Genomic DNA, 25295 nt, shown 5'->3' with positions numbered 1-25295 from the left:
GTCAGCCGATCTGGCTGAGCAGCTTCTCCAGGGCGGCCAGCCGCTCCCGGACCTCGCCGAGCTCGGTCCGCACGCCGCTGAGCTGATCCGCCGCGGCCCGGGCGCTGTCGGCGCTCCGCTCGGCCAGCTCCCGGTAGCCCTCCTCGCGGACGGCCGCGTCCCGGGCACGGAAGAAGGCGGTGCCGACGAGACCGGCGACCAGGATCACCGCCAGCCCGATCACCGCCACCGCGATCGTCGACGTCTGCGCCATGTCCAGCGCCAGCTGCTCGGTCATCGTCTATCTCTCCTTGTCGGTCAGGGTCTGCGCGGCCCGGGTGATCGCGTCCAGGTCGAGGGCGAGGGCGAACGGGACGGCCTCCACGTACTTCACCGAGCTGCCGTCCGGCGCCGTCACCAGCTCGCCGGTCACCAGGCCGGCCGCCTCGAGTCTCTGCAGGTGCATGTAGAGCAGCGGCCGGTTCATGCCGAGACGGCGGGCGAGCTCGCTGACATAGGTCCGGCCCGCCGCCAGGGCGGCGAGGATCCGCAGCCGATGCGGGCTGGCCAGCGCGGCCAGCAGCGCGACCAGGTCGTCGCCGTCACTCATCCGGAACCGTCCTCTCCACGAGGGTGTCAGTTTTCCATGACGCCCCCTGTCAGGAAACCATGACAGCCCCATCATCACGTGTCAATGCCATCGGACGGCCCGGCCGGTCAGACGGTGCCGACCGGAGGCGCACCCGAACAACCAAGGCGCACACGATCGCCCGCCAGAGGGCCCGGTCCGTACGCCGTAAGCACTTCGTAAGCGCCCGCCGTCTGTCCCCGCCGGCCGCCCGCCGGTTGACTGGACACCGTGACCCGCAGACCTCTCATCTGGATCATCGTCGGGGTGCTCGGCCTGGCCGGCGCCGGAGCGCTGTACTGGTTCCAGCCCTGGCGCCTGTTCACCGACACGACCGTCACGGAGACCCTGGCCGCGGTCCCGTCCACACCACCGTCCGCTGTGCCTGCGGCGCCGCCCGGTTCACCGTCGTCGCCGGCCACGCCCCCGGCGATGGCCACCGTGGTGTCGCAAGGCTCCTTCATCACCCACGAACACGACACCACCGGCAAGGCCCGAATCGTCCGCAACCCCGACGGCAGCCACCAGCTCGAACTGGTCGGCTTGGACACCAGCGACGGCCCCGACCTGCGGGTGTGGCTGTCCGACCAGCCGGTCCGCTCCGGAACCGCCGGCTGGAAGGTGTTCGACGACGGCGCGTACCGCGAGCTCGGCAAGCTGAAGGGCAACCACGGCGACCAGGTCTACAAGATCCCGGCCGGCGTCGACCCGGCCGCCTTCCCCAGCGTCAGCATCTGGTGCGCCCGCTTCGCGGTCTCCTTCGGCGCCGCCGCCCTCACCGCCTGAGCCCGCCGTGGACGCTGCGGTCAGGTGCTCCATTGTGCGTCAGGGATGGCGGCGTCCACCGCGGCCAGATCGTTCTCGGTCTGGGCGGCACGTGCGAACCGGCGGAGGAACTCCCGCGTTCCCGGCGCGTCACCGAGCCCGGCCCGCAGTTCCGCCGCCGTGTCGAATCCCGTCATGCACGCCCCTCCCACCGCAGCACCCGGCCGGCGCCGGTGACCGCTGCCGGCCGGGTACGGCTCACCGCAGCACCAGCAGATCGAGGGCGTCCACGACCGCGCCGGACTGTGTACGGGCGGCCTCGTTCAACCTGGCGACGCCTGCCGCGTACGCCTCGTCGCTGATCAGCCGCAGCGGAGTGTGCGCCTCGCGGCGGAGCCCGGCGGCGGCCTCGGCCAGCGAGGCGGCGGTGACCTGGGGAACGGGTTCGCAGCCCGCGGTGGTGAAACCGGCGGTGGCGAACGCGGCCTCGACACCGGCGATGCTCGGATAGCGATCGAGCACCTCGACGGCTTCCGGGAACCAGTGGAACAGGCTGATGGCCTCGTGCCGGCCGGCGAACGCGGACCGGATCAGCACCGGGGCGCCCGGTTTCAGCACCCGCCGGATCTCCCTGGCCGCCGCCTGCAGGTCGGCGATGTGATGGATGACGGTGGAGATCCAGATCCCGTCGAGGCTCGCGTCCGCGGCGGGGATGTCGTCGGCGGCGCCCGGCAGGACCGGCTGGATCACCGCGCGCTCGCGCATCGCCGCGGAGGGATCCACCGCGACGACGTCGAGTTCCGGCCACCAGTCGCGGAACGCCCGTGTCCAACTGCCGGTGCCACAACCCAGGTCGAGCAGACGCATCCCCGGCCGCGGGTGGAAGTAGCGGCTGATCGCCGCGCGCCAGCCGGCCAGGTCCTCATCCCGCAGATGACGGGTCTGCTCGAACGCGGCGGCCTCGGCTCTGCCGTACGGAATGAGCGCCATGCCCTGAGCCAACCGGCGGCGACGCCGCCCCGCAAGAGCGGAATGGATCACCTCACATCACCGGATCATGCCGCGGCCCGTCATCCGTGCCCAGCGGTCCAGATCTCCAGCGCCGCCCGGACCAGGGCGGCGTTGTCGGGGACGGGTTCGCCGTCCGGGCCGGTGAGGGTGTCCTCCAGGCCGATGCGGGTGGGCAGACCGCGACGGCCGGCATGGGTGATCAGCGGCCAGCACGTCGCGTTCTCGCCGTGCAGCAGACGCGGGCCGGGGACCCGGTGTTCGTCCAGGCAGGTGAGGACGGCGTCGGCGGTGGCGACGGCGGTCTCCGCCGTGCCGTCGACGATCTCCACCAGGATGCGGTCCGGGCCGGCGGACGTCATGCCGGCCAGCGTCCGGGCGTCGGCGACCGACCACACCCCGGCCTCCACCTCGATGCCCGCCCGGTGCAGCAGGCCGGTGAGGTCGGTGAAGCCCGGCTCGCCCACGTTGACCGAGGCGAAGTCGGGCCGGGCCGCCGGTGGCAGGCCGGCCCAGCGGGCCACCGTCGCCGGCCGGCCGGCGACGTCGTCGCTGATCCAGAGGCCGGTCGTCACTCCGACCGGCACGCCCGGGCAGGACCGGCGCACGGCGGCCACGGCCGCGCCCACGTCGTCGGCGTGCAGGGTTTCCGCACCGGTGTGATCGCGGGGATGCAGGTGCAGCGCCTCGGCGCCGGCGGCCACCGCACCGGCCGCCTGGACAGCCAGTTCGGCGGGCGTGACGGGCACCGCCGGGTGCTCGCCGGGACGCCGCCCGCCGTTGAGGCATGCTTTGATCCGTTCGATCGGCGATCGCACGATCCCCCTCCCGCCGGCGGCTTCAGCCTAACGGGACGAACCGGTCACCGAACGACCTCTCCCCCGGCGCGGTCCTGCTGGCCCTGAACCTGCCGGAACCCGCGCCGGGCTGCCTGCCGCTCACCGACCTCGACGGCCTGTCGACCGGACCGCACGGCAGCGTCACGGTGGCCCGCCCGGACCGGTTCCTGCGGGGTGTGCTGCGGGGTCAGAGGAACACGTGGGGCGGAACGTCCGGGTAGGAGTAGAGCTCGGCGAGCCGGTTGCGGGCCGCCTGCAGACGGTCGGCGAGGATGGCCAGGAAGCGGGCGTTCAGGTCGCGGCCGACCGCCGGGTCGGCGGCGATCAGGGCGCGGACGGCGCGGGCGTCGAACTCGACGCCGCGGACGTCCTCGGTGACCACGGCGCCGAACCTCCATCGGTACGGGGGGAGCAGCCACGACCAGCCGACGACCGACCCGGGGCCGAGCCGTTCGATGACGATGTCACCGCGGCCACGAACCGGCAGGTCCAGCGCCACCCGACCGGTGTTGATCAGCCAGAACCGGTCGGCGGGGGAACCGGCCGCGAAGAGGCGGGTACGGCTGGCGCGGAACACCGGCCGCCCGTGGTCCGCCAGCCGGCCGGTGATGTCGGCCGGCAGGCCGGCGGTGAAGTCGTGCGTGCTCATCGAGGTCCTCCGCGGCCGCGGGTCAGGCGATCGGGTACGGCAGGATCGGCCGGCGGTCGTCCCACACCCAGTGGATCTCCTGGACGACGGTGACGACGCCGGGCACCCGCCGGGCCAGCAGATCGGCGGCGTCCGCGGTCGAGGCCCGGTCGACCCGGCCGGACAGCGTCACCACCCCGTCGCGCACCTCGACGTCCACGCCGGTCACACCGCTCCGTACGTCGTCGCGGATCTCGTCGTCCGGCCGCAGGTGGGTCTTCAGCAGGTCGCTGCGGGTGACGATGCCGATCAGCCGGTCGGCCGCGTCGACCACCGGCAGCCGTTTCACGTTCCCGGCGTCCATCAGCCGGGCCGCCGCCGCGATCGGCGTCCCGGAGACGGCGAGCACCGGCGGGGCGGTCATCAGGCCGGCGACCGTGCCGCCGGTCGCCTTGGCGCGTTCGCCGCGACGCCGGCGGCCGTCGAAGAGTCGCGGCCGCTCGTCCCCGGCGTACTCGATCTTGCGAAGCAGGTCCGTCTCGGACACCACGCCGATCACCCGCAACGAATCGTCGACGACCGGCATCGCACTGATCCGCCGGCCGATCAACAGGTCGACGACCTCCCGGTAGGAGGCCTCCGGGCCCACGGTCGTGACCGCCTCTGTCATCACATCGTCGACTGTCCACGTCCTCATGGCGTCCTCCTCGGTCGCCTTCGACGCTATGCGCGGGCGGCGCCGCCGAGCAGGTCCGTCGGTCCCGCCCGGTGCGGGTCAAAGGTCCCGGCGGTGGCCGGTGGCCCGCTGGCAGTCGGCCATGCGGCGCCGGGCGGCGTGCAGCCGCCGGCCCATCACGCTCAGGAACCGGGTGGTGAGTTCGCTGCCCAGCCCCGGATCGGACTGGAACAGGGCGCGGACGAGCGGCCCGTTGAACGTCAGCGCGTGCGTGGTGTCGATGGCGACGGCCCCGAACGTCCAGCGGTACGGCGCGAACAGCCACGAACAGCCCAGGACCGTCGGCGCTCGCAGCTTCTCCAGCACGAAGTTGTCGTGCCCCGGCACTTCGGTGTCCAGATAGACCTGACCCTGGGTGAGCAGCCAGAACTGTTCGGCGGGCGCGCCCTCCCGAAAGATCCGGTTCCCGGCGTGGAACATGGAACGGCTGGTCAGCGGGGCGAGCAGGCTCAGCTGGTGGTCGGTGAGGCCGGACAGGAACGGCTGGTCGGCGAGCGTTTCGACAGTGGGGAACACGGCTCCTCCTCGACGCGGCGGCGTATCCGTCCAGTCAATGCCGTCGGGCCACCGCGGGTGAAGGCCGAAAGTCCCGTCGTGCCCGCCGCGGCGCAGCCATGTCGTACTCTGCGTAGGCCCTGCCCGCGCTGCCTCGGAGACCACCCGTGCTCGATCAGTTCCTGGCCGGCGCCCACGTCGGCGCCGACGTGTTCGCGCTGCGTCCCGACTACCGCGCGCTGCTGATCGCGGTCGACGGCATCGTCCCCGGCCCGAGCGACACCGCGAGCGACGCGCTGCTGACGTCCGCCGAGGAGTCGGCCCGTGAGCTGCTGGACGCCCAGCCGGTGGAGCAGGTTCCGCAGGTGGCGGCGTGGCGTGACGCCTACCGGGCGTTCGGCGCCAAACCGCAGCGCACCCGCAACAGCCTGGAGGCCCTGCTACGCCGCGCCCCAGCCGGGCTGCCGCGGGTGAACCGGCTCACCGACGTCTACAACGCCGTCTCGGTACGGCACGGCCTGCCCCTCGGCGGCGAGGACCTCACCCGCTACTCCGGTTCGCCCCGGCTGATCCGCGCCACCGGCGCCGAACCGTTCGACACCACCGCCGACGGTGCCGACGTCATCGAGCACCCCGACGAGGGCGAGGTCGTGTGGTGCGACGACGCGGGGGTGACCTGCCGCCGCTGGAACTGGCGTCAGGGCCGCCGCACCCGGCTGCGCGACGACACCACGGCGGCCCTGTTCATCCTGGACGCCCTCGCCCCGCTGACCGACGAGTCCTTGAAGGCCGCCGCCGACGACCTGATCACCCACCTGACCGGCCTCGGCCCGGACGTGCGGATCGCCCAGCGCCTGATCTCCGCCTGAACCCGGGCGGTTCCGCAGGCGGGACGTGACCGCCGCCGGCCCGCGTCGAGCACCGGCACACCCGGCGAACCTGGGCGGGGTCAGGCTGCTCTGATGGCGACGGCGGGAGCCATCACGATGCGGGGCTTGGCGGCCGGGTCGAGCCAGGTCAGCAGGCGGACCATGGTGGGCAGGCCGACCGACACGCATCCGGCGGTCGAGCCGGCGCCGCTGGCGTGCAGGAAGATGGCCGAGCCGAGGCGGGTGTCGGCGGGCTGGTCGGCGACGGTCTGGCCGCGGCCGGTGTCGTACCGGACGCCGCGCGGCTTGTTGAAGTCGATCACCACGGCGTGCGCGTACTGGGTGGGGTAGGCGGCGAGGCGTTCGGCTTCGGAGGTGCGCCAGGTGCGGTACGGCGACGCCCACGCCTGGAAGGTGTTGTACGTCTTCGCGTCCTGGTTGTCGCCGGCCCAGTAGTCGTTGCCGTCGACCTTGCGGTACGGCAGCCGGGCGCCCGGGTCGGCCCGGACCCCGAACGCCTCGGTGAGGGTGAACGTCCCGGCCGGGGTCTGCCCGGTGTCCTGGCGGCGGTCGGCGGCCCACTTCCATCCGCCGTACCCGATGCGGGCCGGTACGGCGGTGAGCACTTCCCGCCAGCGGTCGTCGGGGCCTTTGCGGTAGGCGCGCACGGTCGCCTGGGTGGACGTCCAGCTCTGCCCGGTGACCACGATCAGTTGCCGGGCGTCGCCGACGTGGGACAGCATGTCGGGCAGCGCGGCGCCGGCCGGCGAGGCGGGCAGCAGCATGACCGTGATCACGAGCGCCGACAGGGCCGCGAGTCGTCTCATGAGCGTCGATCTTAGGGCTCGTGTTCGCTCTGAGTGAACCCGTGCCGCCGGGCGGAAGATCCGGAACACCGGCGGAGTTGAGTCGTGCGTACTCAACTTCCCGGAGGTAACCGTGACCAGCAAGCGACTCCCCGTGCTGTTCCTCGACGACACCGTTCTGCTTCCGGGCATGGTCGTTCCGATCGTTCTCGACGAGGCCGCGCAGGCCGCCGTGGACGCGGCCCGGACCTCGGCCGGCTCCGAGCTGCTGATCGCCCCGCGGCTGGAGGACCGGTACGCCTCGTACGGCGTGATCGCCACCCTGGAACAGGTCGGCAAGATCCGTGGCGGCTCCCCGGCCGCGGTGTTGCGCACCGGCCCGCGGGCCCGCATCGGCAGCGGCGTGACCGGCCCCGGCGCGGCGTTGTGGGTGGAGGCCGAACCCGTGCCCGCCACCACACCGGCCGCGGAGGTTCGCGACCTCGCCGAGACGTACAAGAAGCTGGTCGTCTCGGTCCTGCAACGCCGTGAGGCGTGGCAGGTCATCGACTCGGTCAGCGCGATCGACGACCCCAGTGACCTGGCGGACACCGCAGGGTGGGCGCCGTACCTGTCCAACGACCGCAAACGCGAGCTGCTGGAGACGCCGGACGTCGAGACCCGGCTGCGGCTGCTGATCGAGTGGACCCGGGACTTCCTGGCCGAGTCCGAGGTCAGCGAGACGATCGAGAAGGACGTCCGCGAGTCGGTCGAGAAGCGCAACCGCGAATATCTGCTGCGTGAGCAGCTCAAGGCGATCCGCAAGGAGCTCGGCGAGGGCGAGCCGGACGGCACCGACGACTACCGGGCTCGGATCGAGGCCGCCGATCTGCCGGAGGCCGTCCGGGAGGCGGCGCTGCGGGAGGCCGCGAAGCTGGAGCGCGCCGGCGACCAGAACCCGGAGGCGTCCTGGATCCGGACCTGGCTGGACACCGTCCTCGACCTGCCGTGGAACGTGCGCACCACCGACCACACCGACCTGGCCGCCGCGCGGGCGGTGCTGGACGCCGACCACCACGGCCTCGACGAGGTCAAGGAGCGCATCGTCGAATACCTGGGCGTCCGGGCCCGCCGCGAGTCCCGCGGTCTGGAGACGATCGGCGGCCGCGGCTCCGGCGCGGTGATCCTGCTGGCGGGCCCGCCCGGGGTCGGCAAGACGTCGCTCGGCGAGTCGGTGGCGCGCACGCTGGGGCGCAGGTTCGTCCGGGTGGCGCTCGGCGGCGTCCGCGACGAGGCGGAGATCCGCGGGCACCGGCGCACCTACGTGGGCGCGCTGCCCGGCCGGATCGTGCGGGCGATCAAGGAGGCCGGCACGCTGAACCCGGTGGTGCTGCTCGACGAGGTGGACAAGGTCGGCAGCGACTACCGCGGCGACCCGGCGGCCGCGCTGCTCGAAGTCCTGGACCCGGCGCAGAACCACACGTTCCGCGACCACTACCTGGACGTCGACCTGGACCTGTCGGACGTGCTGTTCATCGCCACCGCCAACGTCCTGGAGACGATTCCGCAGGCGCTGTTCGACCGGATGGAGCTGATCGCCATCGACGGCTACACCGAGAACGACAAGGTCGCCATCGCCCGCGACTTCCTGGTGCCCCGCCAGCTGGAACGCGCCGCCCTCTCCCCCGGCGAGGTGACGGTCACCGAGGCCGCGCTGCGCGAGATCGCCGCCGACTACACCCGGGAGGCGGGGGTACGGGTCTTCGAGCGCCTGCTCGCCAAGGCGTTCCGCAAGGTGTCCCTGCGGGAGCTCCCGGCGACCGTGGACACCGGCGACCTCAAGGACCTGATCGGCCGTCCCCGGTTCACCCCGGAATCCGGTGAGCGCACCGCCGTCCCAGGCGTCGCCACCGGCCTGGCCGTCACCGGGATGGGCGGTGACGTGCTCTGGATCGAGGCGTCGCTGCTGCCCGGCAACACCGGCGGCCTGTCGGTGACCGGTCAGCTCGGTGACGTGATGAAGGAGTCGGCGCAGATCGCGCTGTCCTGGGTCCGGGCGCACGCCGGCGAGTTCGGCATCTCCCCGGAGCAGCTGGACCACCCGATCCACCTGCACGTGCCGGCCGGCGCGGTGCCCAAGGACGGGCCGTCGGCGGGCGTCACCATGGTGACCGCGCTGGTGTCGCTGCTGCTGGGCCGCAACGTGCGTGCCGAGGTCGGGATGACCGGCGAGGTGTCGCTGACCGGCCGGGTCCTGCCGATCGGCGGCGTCAAGCAGAAGCTGCTGGCCGCCCAGCGGGCCGGCCTGACCGAGGTCTACCTGCCGGAACGCAACGAGCCGGACCTCGACGACGTGCCCGCCGACGTCCGCGCGGCCCTGACCGTGCACATCGTGTCGGACGTCCGGGAGATCCTGCGCACCGCTCTGGAGCCGGTCTCCGCCGAAGCGGTGACCGTGGGCTGATCCGGAGGAACGCACCGGGATCCGGCTCTCGACTGTCGGATCCCGGTGCGGCGCCCGATCGGGCTTCGGACTTTACGGCCGCCCGGGCGGCGGGAGCGGCCACTCTGGAGAGGCTCGTGCCCCCGGTGTGGGGGCACCGCGATCGGAGAGGCCATCAGAGTGAGGCAACGACCAGCCGAGATGTTCACCGGGCTGAGCAGCACCCGTCAGCCCGAGGTGCCGGCGAGATCGCTGCGGCGCGCGATCGTGCTCGGCGGCAGCGTCGCCGGGCTGCTCGCCGCGCGCGTGCTCGCCGACCACGCCGACGAGGTCGTCGTGGTGGAGCGGGACGAGGTCGGCGAGGACGACGCCGGCGGCCGGCGCGGCGTGCCCCAGCAGTTCCAGGTGCACACGCTCCTGCCGGCCGGGCGCGCCCAGATCGAGCGCTGGTTCCCCGGGTTCACCGGCGAGGCCGTCGACCGGGGCGCGGTGCTGTCCCTGTCGCACCAGGTCCAGGCGTGGGCCGACGACGTGGCCGCCGTGCAGGCGCCGAACGTCGTGCTGCTGAGCGAGAGCCGGACCTTCCTGGAGACCCTGCTGCGCCGGCGCACCCTGGCACTCGGCAACGTCCACCAGGTCAACGGGGTCGCCGAGGGGCTGCGGTACCGCGACGGCCGGGTCACCGCGGTCCGGGTCGGCGGCCGGGACCTGTCCGCCGACTTCGTGGTGGACGCCATGGGCCGCGCGAGCAGGCTGTCGGACTGGCTGCACGACGACGGATGGGACCGGCCCGAACTCGAACGGATGCGCATCGACGTCAACTATGCGACGGCGTACTTCCGGCGGGCCGAGCAGGACCCGCCGACCGGCGCCGCGATCTCGCGTTTCTCCCCGCACTATCGAAAGCGGACGCAGGCGGCGCTCACCGCGGTCGAGGACATGCAGTGGATGCTGATGCTGACCACGTACGGAGCGGACCGTCCGGCGCCGGACCTCGACGACTTCCGCGCCCGATGCGCCGACCTGCCCGGTCTGTTCCAGGACATCGCGCGGCAGGAGCCGGTCAGCGAGGTGCGCACCTACCATCAGGCCGACGCGCGACGCCGTCACTTCGACCGGGCGAACCGGTTGCCGGCCCGGCTGGCCGCCGTCGGTGACGCGGTGGCCTCGTTCAACCCCGTCTACGGCCAGGGCATGTCGTCGGCCGCGTTGCACGCCTCCTGTCTGTCGGAGTACCTGTGCGCGGGTCCCGACCTGGACCGCCCGGCGACGGGCTTCTTCCGGTCGCAGAAGGTCGTGGTGGACGCCGCGTGGGACCTCTCCACGTCGGGCGACGCCCAGCGGACGGAGACCACCCGGCCCCCGTTCCCGGTACGCCTGCAACGCGCGCTGGTCAATCAGGTGATCACGGCGTCGACGGTGGACCTGCGTATCGCGACGAAGTTCAACGACGTCGCCTTCATGCTCGCCCACCCGAGCACCCTCGCCACCCCGTCGGTGCTGCTCAGATCACTGCTGGTGAACCTCCGTCACCGTCGTTCGCGCCGGGCCGTCCCGGAGCCGGCCGCCGTGGAACCGGTGCCGGTGCCCTGACCGCTGTAGTCGAGGGCCTCCCGGAGACGGATCAGCTCTGTGGTCTGGGGGCGGCGGCCGGGCTGCGGTGGCCGCCGGCGCCGACCGCCCGTACGCCGAAGAAGACGTTGTCCTTGGACAGGTCGACGGTGACCGAGCCGGTCTTGCCCACCGGGAGCGAACGCTGCCAGTCCGGTGCGGTGGTCTCCCGCCACACCACCTCGTATCCTGCCAGGTCCGGCTCGGTTCCCACCTGCCAGCGAAGGGTGGTCTGGTTGGTCAGCTGGGTGGTGTCGACGACCACGCCCTTCGGGGTGCCGGGCGCCTGGGCGAGCGACCACAGCGCTGCCGCGTTGACCCGGGCCACCCGGGTGATGTACCGGAAATCGCAGAACTCCGGCAGGTCGCCGTACTGGATGCCGTTCTCCACCCGGACGTCCTGGTGTTCGTGGGCGAAGTTCTCCCGGGGCTCGGTGAAGCGGGCCGCCGGATAGCCGCGCAGCAGGAACGAGATGTGGTCGCTGCCGCGCAGGTAACGGTCGCGGCGCCAGATCACCCGCACGTTCGCGTCGTCCGGCTCGACGTCCTTGACGAAGCGGCCCAGCTGCCGGGACGGGCCGTCGTTCTCACCGCCGACGCTCTTGCGGACGTTCGCCTCGGCGGCGGTCTCGGACGTGGGCACCCCTTCCACGAACAGGCGGACGGTACGCGGATCGTTGCGGGTGCCGTCGTGGGCGTCGCCGGTGCCCACGATGTCGTTGCTGAACATGGCCTGGATGTCGGCGCCGGCGTCCCGGTACCGCTGGGCCATGTGGTCGGAGCCGTACAGGCCCTGCTCCTCGCCGGCGACCGCCGCGAACACCAGCGTCGCGTTCGGCTGCCGGGTCGCCAGCACCCGGGCCAACTCCATGATCACTGCCACGCCGGAGGCGTCGTCGTCGGCGCCCGGCGCGTCCTTGACCGCGTCCATCACGTCGGTGACCCGCGAGTCGTAGTGGCCGGTGACCACGTAGATCCGCTCCGGGGTGACGCTGCCGCGTAGGGTGGCGACGACATTGGTGATCCGGGTCGGCGCCGGGATCCGCGGTGCGACGGGCTGGATGAACGACTGCTGCTCCACGGTCATCCGCCCGCCACTGGCCGCGGCATGCCGTTGCAGCTCGGCGAAGATCCAGTCCCGGGCGGCGCCGATGCCGCGGTTCGGGTCGTCCTGCGCGGACAGCGTGTGGCGGGTGCCGAAGGACACCAGCTTGCGGACGATCGCCTCGATCCGGCGGGGGTCGATCTCACGGAGGATGGTCCGCAGCTCGCGGTCCGGGGCGGCCTCGGCCCGGCCGGGAACGGCGACGCCGGCCGCGGACGCCGCGCCGGCCATCAGGATGGTGCGCCTCGTCGACATGCGCCCCACTCTTCTCCACGAGCCCGCACATGTCCATGTTCGTCGATGTCTCAGGAGGCGGGGAGGCAGGCGACCGTGTCGCCGGTGACGCCGTGGGTGATGCCGGTGAAGCCGGGCCAGCGCTGCGCCAGGATCTGCTCGTGGCGCAGGTAGCGCACGATCGGCGCGCTGATCCGCTCCCCGGGGACCAGCAGCGGGATCCCCGGCGGGTACGGCGTGAGCAGCACCGCCGTGGTCCGGCCGGCCAGTTCGGCGACCGGCACGTGCTCGACCCGCCCGGCCGCCATCGCCGTCCACGCGTCGGCGGGCAGGGCCGCCTGCTCCACCGGTGCGGTGTAGATGGTGGTGGTCAGTTCGGCCAGGTCGGCGTCGCGGTAGGTGGCGTGCAGGTCGGCGCAGAGATCCCGGAGACCGCGTCCGGCGTACCCCGGGAAGCTCGCCGCGAACGCCGGCATCAGCCGTTCCACCCGCGCGTTGCCGTCGTAGGCGGCCTTGAACCGGTGCAGTTCCGCGACCAGGGAGTTCCACCGTCCCTTGGTGACCCCGATGGTGAACAGCACGAACAGCGAGTACAGGCCCACCTTCTCCACCACCACGCCGTGCTCGGCCAGGTAGCGGGCCAGCACCACGCCGGGGACGGCGGGTTCACCGGGGGCGCTGAACTCGCCGTGCACGGTCAGGCCCGGCATGGTCAGGGTGACCTTGATCGGGTCGAGCATGGTGAACCCGTCGTCGACCCGGTCGAAACCGTGCCAGGTGGCGTCGGCGGTCAGTTCCCACTCGGCGCGTTCGGCCAGCCCGGTGCGGGGCGGTGTGTCGGGGCCCCAGACGCCGAACCACCAGTCGCTCAGCTCCGTGCCGATCCGGATGATGGCGCGGCGGAACTCCATCGCCTCGGTGATCACCTCCTCGACCAGGGCGGGGCCGCGTTTGCCGGCCATCATCTCGGCGGACACGTCGCAACTGGCGATGATGGCGTACTGCGGGCTGGTGGAGGTGTGCATCCGGTACGCCTGGGCGAACACCCGGTCGTCGAAACGCCCGCCGGCGGTGTCCTGCACGAGGATCTGCGAGGCCTGGGAGAGCCCGGCGAGGAGCTTGTGGGTGGACTGGGTGGCGTAGACGACGGTGCGGCTGGTGCGGTCGCGGTCGTTGGCGACGCCGTGCATGCCGTCGTACAGCGGGTGGAAGGCGGCGTGCGGCAGCCACGCCTCGTCGAAGTGCAGGGCGTCGACCACCCCGTCGAGGGTCCTCCGGAGCTCCTCGGCGCGGTAGATGATGCCGTCGTAGGTGGACTGGGTCAGCGCCAGCAGCCGGATCGGCCGGCTCTTGTCGGCGATCAGCGGGCTGGCCTCGATCTTCTCCCGCAGCGCTGCCGCGCTGAACTCGCGGCGCGGGATGGGCCCGATGATGCCGGCCTTGTTGCGGGTCGGCGTCAGATAGATCGGTACGGCGCCGGTGAGCATGATCGCGTGCAGCACCGACTTGTGGCAGTTGCGGTCGACCGCGACGATGTCCCCCGGCCCGACCAGCGAGTTCCACACGATCTTGTTGGAGGTGGAGGTGCCGTTGGTGACGAAGTAGAGGTGGTCGGCGCGGAACGTGCGGGCGGCGAGACGCTCGCTGTCGGCGATCGGGCCGGTGTGGTCGAGCAGCTGCCCGAGGTCCTCGACGGCGTTGCACACGTCGGCCCGGAGCAGGTTCTCGCCGAAGAACTCGTGGAACAGGGTGCCGACCGGGCTCTTCAGGAACGCGGTGCCGCCGGAGTGGCCGGGGCAGTGCCAGGAGTAGGCGCCGTCGGCGGCGTACCGCATCAGCGCCGCGAAGAACGGCGGCGCGAGCTGCCCGACGTAATGGCTCACCTCGCGTTTGATCTTGCGGGCCAGGAAGTCCGGGGTGTCCTCGTAGGCGTTGACCACCCCGTCGATGCGGGCGAGGACCGTCTGCGGGATCCCGCGGGCGGTCAGCTGCTCGCCGAACAGCAGGATCGGGACCCGGTCGTTGTGTGCCCGGATCGCCTCGACGAAGTCGGCCGCGACCCGGGCGCCGGGGCCGTCGGCGGGATGCAGCGCATAGACGATCGTCGCGCTGGACCGGGCGATGTGCGCCAGCATGCCGGGGCGTTCCGCACCGAACCGCCGCCGCTCCAGACCGGCCCGGACCAGGGCTTCCTCGAGCATCTCCAGCGGTCGCAGCGCCCCGGTGGCGCCGTTCGCGGGCGTGACGATCGTGACCGGGAACGACATGCCGTGACGCTAGCCGGGGAGCGGGCGGCCCGTCCCGGAAACCGGAGACATGAGATGATCTTGACATGCAGCGGATGGTGATCGCCGCCGTGCAGGTGCTGGCCCTGGCGGTGTGGTTCTCGGCGTCCGCCGTGGTGCCCGCGCTGCGCGAGTCATGGGGCATCAGCGCGAGCGCCGCCGTCTGGCTGACCGCCTCGGTCCAGCTCGGTTTCGTCGCCGGGGCGGTCGTCTCGGCCGCGTTCAACCTGGCCGACCGGGTCCGCGCGCACCTGCTGATGGCGGTCTGCGCGGCCCTGGCCGCCGGGTGCACCGCGGTCTTCGCCGTCGCCGCCGACAGCCTGGCCGGCGCGGTGCCGCTCCGGTTCCTCACCGGCGTCTTCCTCGCCGGGGTCTACCCGGTCGGCATGAAACTCACCGCGTCGTGGACGCCGCCCGGCCGCCGGGGACTCGCCTTCGGCGTCATGATCGGCGCGCTCACCCTCGGTTCGGCCCTGCCGCACCTGATCCGCGGCCTCGGCGACCTGCCGTGGCGCGGGGTGATGGGCGCCGCCGCCGGATGCGCGGCCGCCGGCGCGCTGCTGGCGGCCGCCCTGGTGCGGGAGGGCCCGCAGTTCGCCCGGGGCGTGCCGCCGAAACCCCATCCCCGGTACGCCGTGACGATGTTCCGGGAACGCGGGCCCCGGCTGGTGAACCTGGGCTATTTCGGTCACATGTGGGAGCTGTACGCGCTGTGGACCTGGCTGCCCACCTTCCTGGCGGCCAGTGGCGGCGGCAGCATTCTCGCGTTCGTGGCCGTCGGTGTCGCCGGGGTGGCCGGATGCCTGCTCGGCGGCCTCGCCGCGGACCGGTTCGGCCGGGTGCCGGCCGCGGTCACCGCCCTGGCCGTCAGCGGCCTGTGCTGCCTGCTCTCCCCGCTGTTCTTCGCCACCCCGCCGGCCGTGGTCGCCGCGCTGGCCGTGGTGTGGGGCGCGGCTGTCATCGCCGACTCCGGGGTCTTCTCCACCGCGCTCAGCGAGGTCGCCGACGAACGCTACGTGGGCACCGCCCTCACCGCGCAGACGGCGATCGGTTTCGCGCTGACCGTCGTCACCATCCAGCTGGTTCCGGTGCTGGCCGCCGCGGTCGGCTGGCGCTGGGCGTTCCTGCTGCTCGCGCCCGGCCCGTTGGCCGGCGCGTGGGCCATGGTGCGCGCACGGGGTTCACTGAGGAGTACGTGAACGTTTCTCCCGGGAGGTCGCCGTGCGCGCACTGATCTCCGGCGCGGGTGTCGCCGGACCCGTCCTCGCCCACTGGCTGCATCGCTCCGGCTGGGAGGTGACCGTCGCCGAACAGGCCGCCGATCCACGGGCCGGAGACGGCGGCCACGCCGTCGACCTGTTCGGCCCGGCCGTCGACGTGATCGACCGGATGGGCCTGTACGAGCGGGTGCACGCGGCCCGGACCCGCAACGACACGGTCACCCTGCTGCGGCCCGGCCGCGCGCCGGTCGTGCTGCCGACCGCCGACGTGGCGGCCGGCTTCACCGACCGGCACATCGAGGTGATGCGGGGCGCTCTCGCCGGGATGCTGCACGACGCCTCCCGCGACCACGCCGACTACCGGTTCGGCACCGTCGTCGAGCAGTGGGACGGCGGCAGCGCGCTGCTCTCCGACGGCACCTCCGTGGACGCGGACGTGCTGATCGGCGCGGACGGCCTGCATTCGGGGGTACGGGCGCTGGTGTTCGGGCCGGAGTCGCGGTTCCGCCGGTTCCTCGGCGGCTACCTGGGCGTCTACAGCCTTCCGGACGTGCTCGGCACCGGCGCGACGGTGGCCGCGTTCGCCGCCCCGAACGTGCTCGCCGCCGTGTACCCGACTCTCGTGCCGGGCCGGTGCCGGGCGGTGCTGCTCGTCCGTACCCCGCGGGAGATCGCCGTCGATCGCCGTGATCCCGCCGCGCAGCGGGCGGCCCTGCGCGGCCTCGTCGGTGACACGCTGGACACCCGTGCCGATGCGGTCCTGGCGCACCTGGACACCGCGGACGACCTGTACTTCGACGACATCTCGCAGATCTGGATGGACTCCTGGTCGAGCGGCCGGGCGACCCTGGTGGGCGACGCCGGGTACGGCCCGGGCCCGGCCGTGGGCGGCGGCACCAGCCTGGCCGCGGTCGGCGCCTACCTGCTCGCCGCCGAGCTCGCCGAAGCGGGGCGGGACGGGGTGCCGGACGCGTTGCGGCGGTACGAGGCCGCCCTCGCCGATCCGGTCCGGCACAGCCGCCGGGTCGGCCCGTCGATGCTGAACTCGCTGGTGCCCCGCAACCGGGCTCAGGTGTGGCTGACCGCGCAGGCGATGCGGCTGATCCCGCGGCTGCCGGTGCCGGTACGGCGGCGGCTCACCTCGTTCGGCGGCGGCCCGGCGGCGATGCTCGACGGCCTGACCCTGCCCGCCGAACCGTGACGTCTGCCCGTTCCCGGTGGGTAGTTCGCCCGCCCGCGGGAATGACAGGCAGGTCACGAGAGAAGGAGGCGCGCTGTGGGACTGCTCGACGGCGTCGACTGGCAGGGGAACATCTTCAAGAACGGCACCTGGACCACCGGCCGGGGCGGCGAATACCCGGTCGTCGAACCGGCCACCGGCGCCGAACTGGGCCGGATGGGCCTGGCCGGAGCCGAGGACGTCGCCGAGGCCGGCGCGCACGCCGCCGACGCGCAGCGGAAGTGGGCGGCGCTGCCGCACACCGCCCGGGCCGCCGTGCTGCGCCGGGCCGGGGACCTGTGGCAGCAGCACGCGGACGAGATCAGCTGGTGGAACATCCGGGAGGTCGGCGCGGTCCCCGGGATGGCCGGTTTCGCGCTGCACGTCGCCGCCGAGGAATGCTACGAGGCGGCCGCGCTGCCCAGCCGCCCGTACGGTGAGCTGCTGCCGTCCGAGCAGCCCCGGCTGTCCATGGCCCGCCGCATGCCGGCCGGGGTGGTCAGCGTGATCTCCCCGTTCAACGTGCCGATCATCCTGGGCATCCGGTCGGTGGCGCCGGCCCTCGCCCTGGGCAACGCGGTGATCCTGAAGCCGGATCCGCGGACCGCGGTCACCGGCGGCACCCTGATGGCCCGCGTCTTCGAGGAGGCCGGACTGCCGCCGGGCGTACTGCAGATGCTGCCCGGCGGGCCGGACGTCGGCGAGGCGCTGATCACCGACCCGCACATCCGGGTCATCTCGTTCACCGGCTCCACCCCGGTCGGCCGCCGCATCGGCGAACTCGCCGGCAAGCACCTCAAGCGGGCCCACCTGGAGCTCGGCGGCAACTCCGCGCTGCTGGTCCTGGACGACGCCGACGTGGACGCGGCGGTCGACCTGGCCGCCTGGGGATCGTTCTTCAACCAGGGCCAGATCTGCATGACCACCGGCCGGCACCTGGTCGCCGACCGGCTGTACGACGAGTTCGTGGAACGGCTCGCCGCCAAGGCCGGCGAGCTGCCGGTCGGCAACCCGGCGACCGAGCAGGTCGCGCTCGGCCCGATCATCGACGAGAGACAGCGCGACAAGATCCACGGCCTGGTCACCGCCAGCGCCGGTCAGGGTGCGAAGATCGCGGCCGGCGGCGCCTACCAGGACCTGTTCTATCAGGCGACGGTGCTGGCCGACGTGCCGATCGAAGCGCCCGCGTTCGCCGAGGAGGTGTTCGGCCCGGTCGCCCCGGTCACCCGGGTGCCGTCGGTGGAGGCCGCCGTCGAACTCGCCGCCGCCGGCGAGTACGGCCTGTCGCTCGGCATCGTCACCCGAGACGTGATGCGCGGACTGGCCGTCGCCGAGCAGATCCCCACCGGCATCGTGCACATCAACGACCAGACCGTCAACGACGAGGCGAACGCCCCGTTCGGCGGCGTCCGGGCGTCCGGCACCGGTTCCCGTTTCGGCGGCCCGGCCGCCAACATCGAGGCCTTCACCGAGACCCGCTGGATCACCATGCGCGGCGAACCGGCCTCCTACCCGTTCTGAGCCGCGGCGCCGCATCGGTGGGACGGCTCCGCACCGATGCGGCGCGGCAGGCTCATCAGGATCACGTACGCGACGATCAGGTGCCGGTTCGGCGGTTCGGATCCGGTCGTGGAACTCAACTGCAGACCCGGCCCTCGGCGGTGTCCACGATGTAGCAGGCGCACTGCAGGATCTCCAGGAGCGCGGCCCGCACCCGCCGGATCCCCTCGTCGTCCACATCGAGCCGCACCCGGCAGTCCCGCGCGTACCCGACGTCCGCCACGGTCCGCGCGCCGAATTCGAGGCGCAGCTCGTGGCCGATGAGGGTGAAGGCGCCCGGCCCCGGCGCGGCCGCTCCCGCCGGGTTGATCACCTCGTCGTCCCAGCCCTCGTACCGCACCCGGAGCCGCATCACCTCGGCGCCCGCGGCACTGAGGACCAGGGTGAGGTCGTCCTCGGTCTGCCGGACGTCGACGCCGTCGGCGACCAGACTCATGGTGTCCACCGGCGGACCGTACCGCCCGGCCGTCCCCTCCCGCGACGGAGATACCGCCGAACTGGCAGTCTGGAACGATGGAATCGGTGTGGGACTACCCGCGCCCACCACGTGTGGAGCGCACCACGGCCCGGGTGACGATCGTGCACGCCGGGCGGGTGATCGCCGACAGCGACCGCTGTCATCGGGTTCTGGAGACGTCGCACCCGCCGGTCTACTACGTCCCCCGAGAGGACATCGCCGCCGGTGTGCTGGAAGCGGCCCCGGGACGTTCGTACTGCGAGTTCAAGGGTGACGCCACCTACTGGGATCTCGTCCTCGGCGACCTGCGCGTGCCCCGGGTGGGCTGGTCCTACGAGAACCCCACTCCCGGGTACGCGGTGATCACCGGAGCCGTCGCCTTCTACCCGAGCCGTGTCGGCGAATGCCGCGTGGCCGGCGAACCGGTTCGCCCGCAGGAGGGTGACTTCTACGGCGGCTGGATCACCGCCGACATCACCGGCCCCTTCAAGGGCGGCCCCGGGACGCGAGGCTGGTGACCGGGTCGGCCATGTCGGCTACGAACACCGCCTGACCGGTACGCAGGTACAGGCGGCTACCGCGCGTGCTGACGATGTCGATCCTCTTGGGTGCGGTCAGGACGGCCGGACCGGGTTCGACGACGGCCCCGTCACGCAGCCGGCATTCGGTGAGCCCGGACGGAGCGCCGTAACCGCCGATGAAAATCACCGAGTCACCGTGGACCAGCACTCCCCGCGCCCCGCGGACCGGGCCGGGCGGGAAGGGTGCGGTCTCCGTATCGGTGATCCGGAGCAGCGGGAAGCCGGTGTAGTAGTAGGCCCAGGTCGTCCGGGCGCCGACGTTCAGCGCATAGCAGTGCGCGACGTGGTCGAAGCCGTCGGCCGGCTGATAGGTCCACAGCTGCCGGCCGTACTCGTCGAAACGAGCGAGACCGCCCGCGCTGAGGGGATCCCCGCCGTAGATCCCCTCGTCGCCGTACCCCGCCCAGATGGTGCCCGGCTCGTCGACGGCGAGGTGCGTGACACCGTCACCGATCCGGAACGACCGTGACGCCTGACCGGAGGCGTCGAAGACCTGCGCGCCGTCGGGTGTCGGCTCGAACGGCCGCCGGACGGTGCGGGATTGAACGAGCAGGATGTCACCGTCGGGCAGCAGATCCACCTTGCTCGGCCTCATCGTCACCCCGGTCAGCGTCACCGGGCGCCAGTCGTCCCCGCTCTCGTGCAGGTGAACCCGTACCCGTGGGCTGGCGAGTCTGTTCTCCCGGCTGCCCCGCTCCGAGACAGCGACCAGCCGGCCGTCGACGGTGGCGTTCAAGGCGACGAGCTCTTCGGTGTCCTCCAGGGCCGGAAGCCTCGCCATCCGGCGGCCGTGCAGCGTACGCGTCAACGTCTTTCATCACTCCCGGATCGACCGGCATCGTAACGCCGTGGGACGGCACGGTCTGCGAGTGGACGACCGTCCGGCAGGGACGGCGTCCACCGGCCTACGTCGGAGACGGCGGACGCAGTCGCCGTTACCGGGCCGGCAACCGCCAGTGGCCGGCGCTGGCCGCGGCGACCGCGGCCAGCGCCCTCGCGCTGGCGGTGATGGTCTCCCCGCTGGGCTGGGAGATCTTCGACTGGTACGTCTCCTAGGACGCGACCGCAGCCGACTGCACGGCGAGCTGGAAGGCCGGCAGCATCTGCTCGTACTCGATCTCGTCGAACGCGTTGAGCACCACGACGACCGCGCCCGCCTCGGTGTTCATCGCGAACGCCGAGTAGCGGGTGGTCATGTCGAGCGACGTGCTCTTGAGGTTCCAGGTCACCTCGGCGCCCTGCTGCGCGGCCACCTGGATGTCCTTGTAGACCTCCCCGGAGACCTCGCGCCGCCCGGCCTTGACGAACGCGTCCAGGTGCCCGCGCGGCTGGCCGCTGCGGCCCTCGGCGAGGTAGACGCGGAGGAATCCGATGTTGCCGGCCGGCTTGGCGTCGATCTCGCAGACGTTGGTGAACTCGCCGACCTTGGCCAGCTCGGCGAACTCACCGAGCGTCTTGACGTCGACCGCCTTCGGTTTCCAGTCGGCGGCCGCGTCGAAGCTGAACGGCAACTCGCAGGGACTGCCCTTGGGGCCGACCTTCACACCCGCCGCGGTGACCGCGACGGAGGGAGCGGCCGGCGCGCTGCTCGCCTCGAACGTCGGCTCGGCCGGTTTCTCGGAACTCGAACAACCAGCGACGGCCAGGACCCCGGCCAACGCGAGGATTCTTAGGGTCTTCACAGGTCGGGGAGCTTACACACGGGGTACGACATCCACGCTCTGCACGTACTCCATGTTTCTTGACGAGGACGAGGACGGGGACGCCGAGCCGCCGGTTGATCTCCTCCTCGGACGGTTCGGCGGCCCGCTGGTGGATCCACCACAGGTTCCCGAACGGGTCCTCGAACCGGCTGACCCGGTCCCCCCAGAACAACTCGGTCGGCTCGGTGACCACCCGGGCGCCGCGTTCGGAGGCCCGGCTGAGGACGGTGGCGTCGTCGGACACGTACAGCCGCAGGAAGGCCGGGGTCCGCGGCCCCTGCGACCTGTCGAAGAGCATCACCACCGAGTCGCCGATCCGCACCTCGGCGTGCCCGATCACTCCGCCGACCTCCATCCGCCCGAGGTCCTGGGCGTCCGGTCACTTCCGGTAGTCGCCGGCCTCGGTGAAGACGCCGATCACCGTCGCTTTCGGCACGTCGAACCCGAGCGTCAGGAACCGGCCCGGCGCCACCTCCGCACTCGACGGGTTCGCCTGATCGGGGTGCCCGGAGTCGTAGAGGTGAATGTCCGGGTACCCGTCCCAGCTGCCCTCCGGCCGCGTCACCAGGCGCCCGACCGTGTCGCGGTGCGAGGAGAACCGTGGCTCCAGATCACCGTAGGTGACGAGCACCTCGCCGCTGCCGAGCACCAGCGCGTGATGCGACGACGCGGGCATGTCCGTCGGTTGCGGCACGCTCCACTCGCGGCCGCCGTCGGAGGACCTGGCCAGGTACGCGTGGCCGGCGGTCGTCCGGATCAACGCCACCACCTCGTCGCCGAGGACGATCAGCGTCGGCTCCTGCAGATCCACGCCGTCGTCGGCGATCTCCACCGCCTCGCCGGCCGCCCAGGTCCGCCCGCCGTCATCGCTGCGCACGATGACCGCCCGTTCCCGCACGTCCCGGTTCGGCCGCCCGTACAGCGGCAGCAGCACGTCGCCGTCCGCCAACTGGACCGCCGCCCCGTGCGACACCGCCCACCGCGGATCTCCCACGGCGGCCGGCTCACTCCAGGTCCGCCCGCCGTCGGTGCTGCGGCACACGTACGTCCCGTGGCTGGTGTGTCTCGGCCTGGTCCCCCACTCCAGGACGAAGAAGCTCAGCAGCACCGTCCCGTCGGCGAGCACCGCCAGCTTGGGATCCCGGTCGTCGAACGGCCCGTCCGCCGCCGTGCGCGGCTCGCTCCAGGTCAGACCGCCGTCGGCACTGTCGGTGACCCGGATCCGGCCGTCGGAGTCGACGTGTCCCGGACCTTCCCGCCAGGTCGCCAGCAGCCGCCCGTCGGCGAGCTTGACGATGTCGGGGAAGTGGGCCAGAAGACCCGGTTCGGCATGGGCCACGATGATCGGCTCCGTCACGTGCACGCCTTTCGCTCGTCCTCCACCAGCGGCGGCAACGTTACATCGATTAGCCGCCGATCCGCCGGGTATGCCGGATCGCATGAGGTTGATGTGGATGGCCGGCGCCGGTCTGACGGTGGCCGCGGGGATACGGCTGGCACGCTCGCGGCACCGGCGCTCGCTGCATCCGGCGGGCCGTTCGCTGACCGGCACCCTGGACGTCTGGGGCTGCCCCGACCCGGTCGGTTCGGTCCTGCTCGACCGGGCCGGGCAGCACCCGGTGACCGTACGCCTCTCCAAGGGTCTCGGCACCCGTGGCAGCCGCCCGGACGTCCGCGGTCTCGCCGTCCGCGTCCCCACACCCGGCCGCGACCTGGACCTGCTGCTGTCCACCGTGGCGGGCCGGGGCCGCTTCGGCCGGCACGTGCCGATGCCGCGCCGCACGTTCGACACCACCTACGGCTCGATCGCCGCCTATCGCACTCCCACCGGCCTCCTCCACCTGGCCGCCGCCCCCGATCCGGGCACCCCGCTGGGCGATTCGCTGTCCGAGATCAAACCCCATGCGACCCTTCTGCTGTACGCGATCCGCGGCGGCCGTTCACAACCCTTCGCCCGCCTCACCCTCGGCACCTCGCTGTCCCCGGCCGCCGACGAGGCCCTGACCTTCGACCCGATCCGCAACTCCACCGAGGACCTGCACCCCACCGGCCTGCTGCACGGCGTTCGCGCCCTCGCCTACCCCGCCAGCCAACGCTGGCGCGGCCGCACCCCGGTTCCGCCCGGGCGCCCGCACTGATGATCTCCCCGGAGACTCCGGGCACCCGGCGGCCCGGTCCGCACCGCTTTCCAGCGGTCTCCCGCATCACCAGTCCACGACGCAGCGGCCGGTCTGCTCGTCGCGCCTGATCTCCGCCCGGCCGATCGGGAACCCGAACTCCGCGGCCGCCCAGCCGGCGACGGCCGGCGCCAGCGCCTCCTCGATGTAGTCCACTTCGAAGATCTCCACCGCCCGGAGTACGACGACGACGTGCCGGACGGGTTCGGCTCGCGCGATGTCCGCCGCGACGTGCTCCAACCCGGTCCGCAGCCAGCCGATCTCGTCCCGGGTCAGCCGCAACGGCGTACCCCGGAAGCCCTCGACGACCCGCCCCACGTCCAGCCAGAGCCGATCGGTGACGGCCTCCAGCCCCGGCGGCGGGCCGTCCGCCCGCACCCCCTCCGCGATGACGCCGACGAACACACCCATCCGGTTGGTCTGCCGCTTGAACCGATAGTTACGCACCGTCACCGCCGCTCGCTGGACTGGCCTGACATCGACTTAGGTATAGACGTTGTAGACCGACGGCCGCAGCCGGGGACCGGCCGGTGGTGGTGTGCTCGCGGGTATGAAGAGAATGAGCGGTGGCGTACCCCCGGCGCTGGTTGTTCTGCTCGTCGCGCCGTTCTTCGGGGAGGTGCTGTCGACGGCGACGCCACCGCTGGACCTGATCCTGCCGTGGCGGTTTCCCGTGGTCGTCGCGCTCTACGGATGCGGGGCGCTGCTCTGCCGCGAGATCGCCCACCGCTTCAAGCTGGGGCTGCCCGGCCTGTGCCTGCTGGCCGCGGCGTACGCGGTGTACGAGGAGGGGCTCGTCGACCGCTTCTGGTTCGATCCCCGCTACTGGGCGGACGTGGGTGTCGGCTCCTACAGCGAGGTCTGGCACACCAACCTGCTGATCGCCTCGCACCTGACCGTCTTCCACGTCGCGGTGAGCGTGTGCTCGTCGGTGCTGGTCGTCGAGTGGCTGTTCCCGGCCCACCGGAACCAGCCGTGGACCGGCCGTCGGGGCCGCACCCTGGCCGGGCTGGCGCTGCTGGGCGTCCTGCCGCTGACCTACACCGACTTCGCCCGGGTTCCCGCCGGTCAGATGCTCGCCGCCGGCGGCCTGTGCCTGCTGCTGATCGCGGCCGCCTTCCTGATCCCGCGCCGTCGGCGCCCACCCCGCGCCGTGATCCGTGAACCGCGCCGACGGCTTGTCGGCCTGATCGCCTTCGCCGGTACGGCAGCCCACTTCGTCCTCGTCTACACGGTGCCCTCGACCGGCCTCGCCTGGCCGGCCGGGATGGTCGTCACCCTGGCCCCGGTCGCCGCGGCCGCACTGCTGATCAACCGGCTGGCGGCGGGCGACGGCGCCTACGGTCCGGACGGGCTGTGGGCCGTCACCGGGATCGTGGCCTTCTTCCTGATGCTCGACGCGCTGGTCGGGCTGGGCGGCCGCTATGACCTCACGGCCGGCGCTCTCGCCACTACGCTTGCCTTCTGGTCACTCCACCGCTCACTCCACCGCCGAAAGGTCCCGTCACATGCCTGCCGCTGATGCTCTGGAGAGGTTCGTCTCGGCTCAGGCCGGGGTCTACGAGACGGCGCTCGCGGAAATCCGGGACGGTGCGAAGCGGACACACTGGATGTGGTTCGTCTTCCCGCAGTTACGCGGGCTGGGGTCGAGCCCGACCGCGCAGCACTACGCCATCAGCGACCTGGCCGAGGCGCGGGCCTACCGATCGCATCCCCTCCTCGGCCCGCGGCTGGTCGAATCCGCGACGGCCGTGGCCGACTCGGCGGCCCGCACCGCCGAGCGGCTGTTCGGATACCCCGACGACCTGAAACTCCGCTCGTCGATGACGCTGTTCCACCGCGCCGCCCCCGACGATCCGGTCTTCCAGCAGGTTCTCGACAAATACTTCGACGGCGAACCCGACCCGCGTACGGACGAACTCCTCGACAGGTGACCCTGCGTCGGCGTTCGAACTCCTCGTTCCTGGC

The 25295-nt window shown here is 72.3% G+C and carries 27 protein-coding genes and 1 pseudogene; 11 read left to right on the top strand and 17 right to left on the bottom strand.

The window, feature by feature from the left end; genetic code table 11:
- Window position 1: 1 nt before the first annotated feature.
- Together Aut01nite_RS26675 and Aut01nite_RS26670 are read right to left on the bottom strand one after the other, a co-directional pair.
- On the bottom strand, window positions 2–277 hold the full coding sequence (locus tag Aut01nite_RS26675; protein ID WP_043527273.1) for a hypothetical protein: 276 nt from the start codon (window positions 275–277) through the stop codon (window positions 2–4).
- A gap of 3 nt (window positions 278–280) precedes the next feature.
- Window positions 281–589: an ArsR/SmtB family transcription factor gene (locus Aut01nite_RS26670; protein ID WP_043527271.1), complete on the bottom strand. Its 309-nt coding sequence runs from the start codon at window positions 587–589 to the stop codon at window positions 281–283.
- A 249-nt stretch (window positions 590–838) separates the two neighbouring features.
- Here Aut01nite_RS26670 and Aut01nite_RS26665 point away from each other — a divergent pair, with 249 nt between their 5' ends.
- Entirely contained in the window at window positions 839–1393 is a 555-nt protein-coding gene (locus tag Aut01nite_RS26665) for a DM13 domain-containing protein (RefSeq protein ID WP_236642826.1), read from the top strand.
- A gap of 20 nt (window positions 1394–1413) precedes the next feature.
- Here the strand turns inward: Aut01nite_RS26665 and Aut01nite_RS26660 are convergent, their stop codons facing one another.
- The 6 genes from Aut01nite_RS26660 to Aut01nite_RS26635 form a co-directional block, all read right to left on the bottom strand.
- Window positions 1414–1569 carry a hypothetical protein gene (locus Aut01nite_RS26660; RefSeq protein WP_161790671.1) on the bottom strand — a complete coding sequence of 52 codons (156 nt, stop codon included), beginning with the start codon at window positions 1567–1569 and terminating at the stop codon, window positions 1414–1416.
- A gap of 61 nt (window positions 1570–1630) precedes the next feature.
- Complete coding sequence (locus Aut01nite_RS26655) at window positions 1631–2362, bottom strand: class I SAM-dependent methyltransferase (protein WP_043527267.1); 732 nt, start codon at window positions 2360–2362, stop codon at window positions 1631–1633.
- An 80-nt stretch (window positions 2363–2442) separates the two neighbouring features.
- Window positions 2443–3198, bottom strand: coding sequence for a 3-keto-5-aminohexanoate cleavage protein (locus Aut01nite_RS26650; RefSeq protein WP_043527265.1), 756 nt, complete (start codon window positions 3196–3198; stop codon window positions 2443–2445).
- A 208-nt stretch (window positions 3199–3406) separates the two neighbouring features.
- A complete protein-coding gene (locus Aut01nite_RS26645) occupies window positions 3407–3868 on the bottom strand; it encodes a Crp/Fnr family transcriptional regulator (protein WP_043527264.1) in 462 nt (153 codons plus the stop codon).
- Between the two features lie 22 nt (window positions 3869–3890).
- A complete protein-coding gene (locus Aut01nite_RS26640; RefSeq protein WP_043527262.1) occupies window positions 3891–4544 on the bottom strand; it encodes a CBS domain-containing protein in 654 nt (217 codons plus the stop codon).
- Window positions 4545–4622: 78 nt separating this feature from the next.
- Window positions 4623–5099: a Crp/Fnr family transcriptional regulator gene (locus Aut01nite_RS26635; protein WP_043527261.1), complete on the bottom strand. Its 477-nt coding sequence runs from the start codon at window positions 5097–5099 to the stop codon at window positions 4623–4625.
- A 146-nt stretch (window positions 5100–5245) separates the two neighbouring features.
- Here Aut01nite_RS26635 and Aut01nite_RS26630 point away from each other — a divergent pair, with 146 nt between their 5' ends.
- On the top strand, window positions 5246–5947 hold the full coding sequence (locus Aut01nite_RS26630) for a B3/B4 domain-containing protein (protein WP_052163982.1): 702 nt from the start codon (window positions 5246–5248) through the stop codon (window positions 5945–5947).
- A gap of 80 nt (window positions 5948–6027) precedes the next feature.
- Here the strand turns inward: Aut01nite_RS26630 and Aut01nite_RS26625 are convergent, their stop codons facing one another.
- A complete protein-coding gene (locus Aut01nite_RS26625; RefSeq protein ID WP_052163981.1) occupies window positions 6028–6774 on the bottom strand; it encodes a L,D-transpeptidase family protein in 747 nt (248 codons plus the stop codon).
- Between the two features lie 112 nt (window positions 6775–6886).
- Between Aut01nite_RS26625 and lon the strand changes: the two genes are divergently transcribed.
- Together lon and Aut01nite_RS26615 are read left to right on the top strand one after the other, a co-directional pair.
- The gene (lon, locus tag Aut01nite_RS26620; RefSeq protein ID WP_043527259.1) at window positions 6887–9196 is read left to right on the top strand and encodes an endopeptidase La; all 2310 of its coding nucleotides are present in this window, start codon (window positions 6887–6889) and stop codon (window positions 9194–9196) included.
- Window positions 9197–9355: 159 nt separating this feature from the next.
- Entirely contained in the window at window positions 9356–10768 is a 1413-nt protein-coding gene (locus Aut01nite_RS26615) for an FAD-dependent monooxygenase (protein ID WP_152628834.1), read from the top strand.
- Window positions 10769–10799: 31 nt separating this feature from the next.
- Here Aut01nite_RS26615 and Aut01nite_RS26610 read toward each other — a convergent pair whose 3' ends face one another.
- Together Aut01nite_RS26610 and Aut01nite_RS26605 are read right to left on the bottom strand one after the other, a co-directional pair.
- Window positions 10800–12146 (bottom strand): M20/M25/M40 family metallo-hydrolase, encoded by a 1347-nt coding sequence (locus Aut01nite_RS26610; RefSeq protein WP_204037693.1) that lies wholly within the window; start codon window positions 12144–12146, stop codon window positions 10800–10802.
- A 50-nt stretch (window positions 12147–12196) separates the two neighbouring features.
- Entirely contained in the window at window positions 12197–14392 is a 2196-nt protein-coding gene (locus Aut01nite_RS26605) for an Orn/Lys/Arg family decarboxylase (RefSeq protein WP_083999288.1), read from the bottom strand.
- 65 nt (window positions 14393–14457) lie between these two features.
- Here Aut01nite_RS26605 and Aut01nite_RS26600 point away from each other — a divergent pair, with 65 nt between their 5' ends.
- From Aut01nite_RS26600 to Aut01nite_RS26590, 3 genes are all read left to right on the top strand, one after another.
- Window positions 14458–15609 (top strand): MFS transporter, encoded by a 1152-nt coding sequence (locus Aut01nite_RS26600; protein ID WP_043527258.1) that lies wholly within the window; start codon window positions 14458–14460, stop codon window positions 15607–15609.
- 22 nt (window positions 15610–15631) lie between these two features.
- Window positions 15632–16831, top strand: coding sequence for an FAD-dependent monooxygenase (locus tag Aut01nite_RS26595; RefSeq protein ID WP_043527256.1), 1200 nt, complete (start codon window positions 15632–15634; stop codon window positions 16829–16831).
- Between the two features lie 75 nt (window positions 16832–16906).
- On the top strand, window positions 16907–18370 hold the full coding sequence (locus Aut01nite_RS26590) for an aldehyde dehydrogenase family protein (RefSeq protein ID WP_052163980.1): 1464 nt from the start codon (window positions 16907–16909) through the stop codon (window positions 18368–18370).
- 115 nt (window positions 18371–18485) lie between these two features.
- Here the strand turns inward: Aut01nite_RS26590 and Aut01nite_RS26585 are convergent, their stop codons facing one another.
- Window positions 18486–18845 (bottom strand): hypothetical protein, encoded by a 360-nt coding sequence (locus Aut01nite_RS26585; RefSeq protein ID WP_236642831.1) that lies wholly within the window; start codon window positions 18843–18845, stop codon window positions 18486–18488.
- 77 nt (window positions 18846–18922) lie between these two features.
- Between Aut01nite_RS26585 and Aut01nite_RS26580 the strand changes: the two genes are divergently transcribed.
- Window positions 18923–19384, top strand: a complete 462-nt coding sequence (locus Aut01nite_RS26580; protein WP_043527253.1) for a DUF427 domain-containing protein — start codon at window positions 18923–18925, stop codon at window positions 19382–19384.
- Here the strand turns inward: Aut01nite_RS26580 and Aut01nite_RS26575 are convergent.
- The 4 genes and pseudogenes from Aut01nite_RS26575 to Aut01nite_RS26560 form a co-directional block, all read right to left on the bottom strand.
- The gene (locus tag Aut01nite_RS26575; RefSeq protein WP_204037691.1) at window positions 19353–20255 is read right to left on the bottom strand and encodes a hypothetical protein; all 903 of its coding nucleotides are present in this window, start codon (window positions 20253–20255) and stop codon (window positions 19353–19355) included. The two genes, Aut01nite_RS26580 and Aut01nite_RS26575, sit on opposite strands and share 32 nt — an antisense overlap.
- Window positions 20256–20499: 244 nt before the next feature.
- A complete protein-coding gene (locus Aut01nite_RS26570) occupies window positions 20500–21129 on the bottom strand; it encodes a lipoprotein (protein WP_236642821.1) in 630 nt (209 codons plus the stop codon).
- Window positions 21130–21322: 193 nt separating this feature from the next.
- Window positions 21323–21448, bottom strand: a pseudogene (locus tag Aut01nite_RS44890) (VOC family protein); the annotation flags it as partial.
- An 81-nt stretch (window positions 21449–21529) separates the two neighbouring features.
- Entirely contained in the window at window positions 21530–22507 is a 978-nt protein-coding gene (locus Aut01nite_RS26560; RefSeq protein ID WP_161790670.1) for a sialidase family protein, read from the bottom strand.
- Between the two features lie 82 nt (window positions 22508–22589).
- Here Aut01nite_RS26560 and Aut01nite_RS26555 point away from each other — a divergent pair, with 82 nt between their 5' ends.
- Window positions 22590–23288 carry a hypothetical protein gene (locus tag Aut01nite_RS26555; RefSeq protein ID WP_052163977.1) on the top strand — a complete coding sequence of 233 codons (699 nt, stop codon included), beginning with the start codon at window positions 22590–22592 and terminating at the stop codon, window positions 23286–23288.
- Between the two features lie 66 nt (window positions 23289–23354).
- On the opposite strand, the gene Aut01nite_RS26550 is transcribed toward Aut01nite_RS26555, so the two are convergent.
- The gene (locus Aut01nite_RS26550; protein WP_052163976.1) at window positions 23355–23780 is read right to left on the bottom strand and encodes a hypothetical protein; all 426 of its coding nucleotides are present in this window, start codon (window positions 23778–23780) and stop codon (window positions 23355–23357) included.
- A gap of 97 nt (window positions 23781–23877) precedes the next feature.
- Between Aut01nite_RS26550 and Aut01nite_RS26545 the strand changes: the two genes are divergently transcribed.
- A complete protein-coding gene (locus Aut01nite_RS26545) occupies window positions 23878–24849 on the top strand; it encodes a hypothetical protein (RefSeq protein ID WP_043527247.1) in 972 nt (323 codons plus the stop codon).
- A complete protein-coding gene (locus Aut01nite_RS26540; RefSeq protein WP_043527246.1) occupies window positions 24836–25261 on the top strand; it encodes a DUF1810 domain-containing protein in 426 nt (141 codons plus the stop codon). Before Aut01nite_RS26545 ends, Aut01nite_RS26540 begins: the two co-directional genes overlap by 14 nt.
- The last annotated feature ends 34 nt before the right edge of the window (window positions 25262–25295 follow it).

Source organism: Actinoplanes utahensis (assembly GCF_016862455.1).
GTDB lineage: Bacteria > Actinomycetota > Actinomycetes > Mycobacteriales > Micromonosporaceae > Actinoplanes > Actinoplanes utahensis.
The sequence above is the reverse complement of the archived record's forward strand: the minus strand, read 5'-3'. Positions and strand labels throughout refer to the sequence as shown.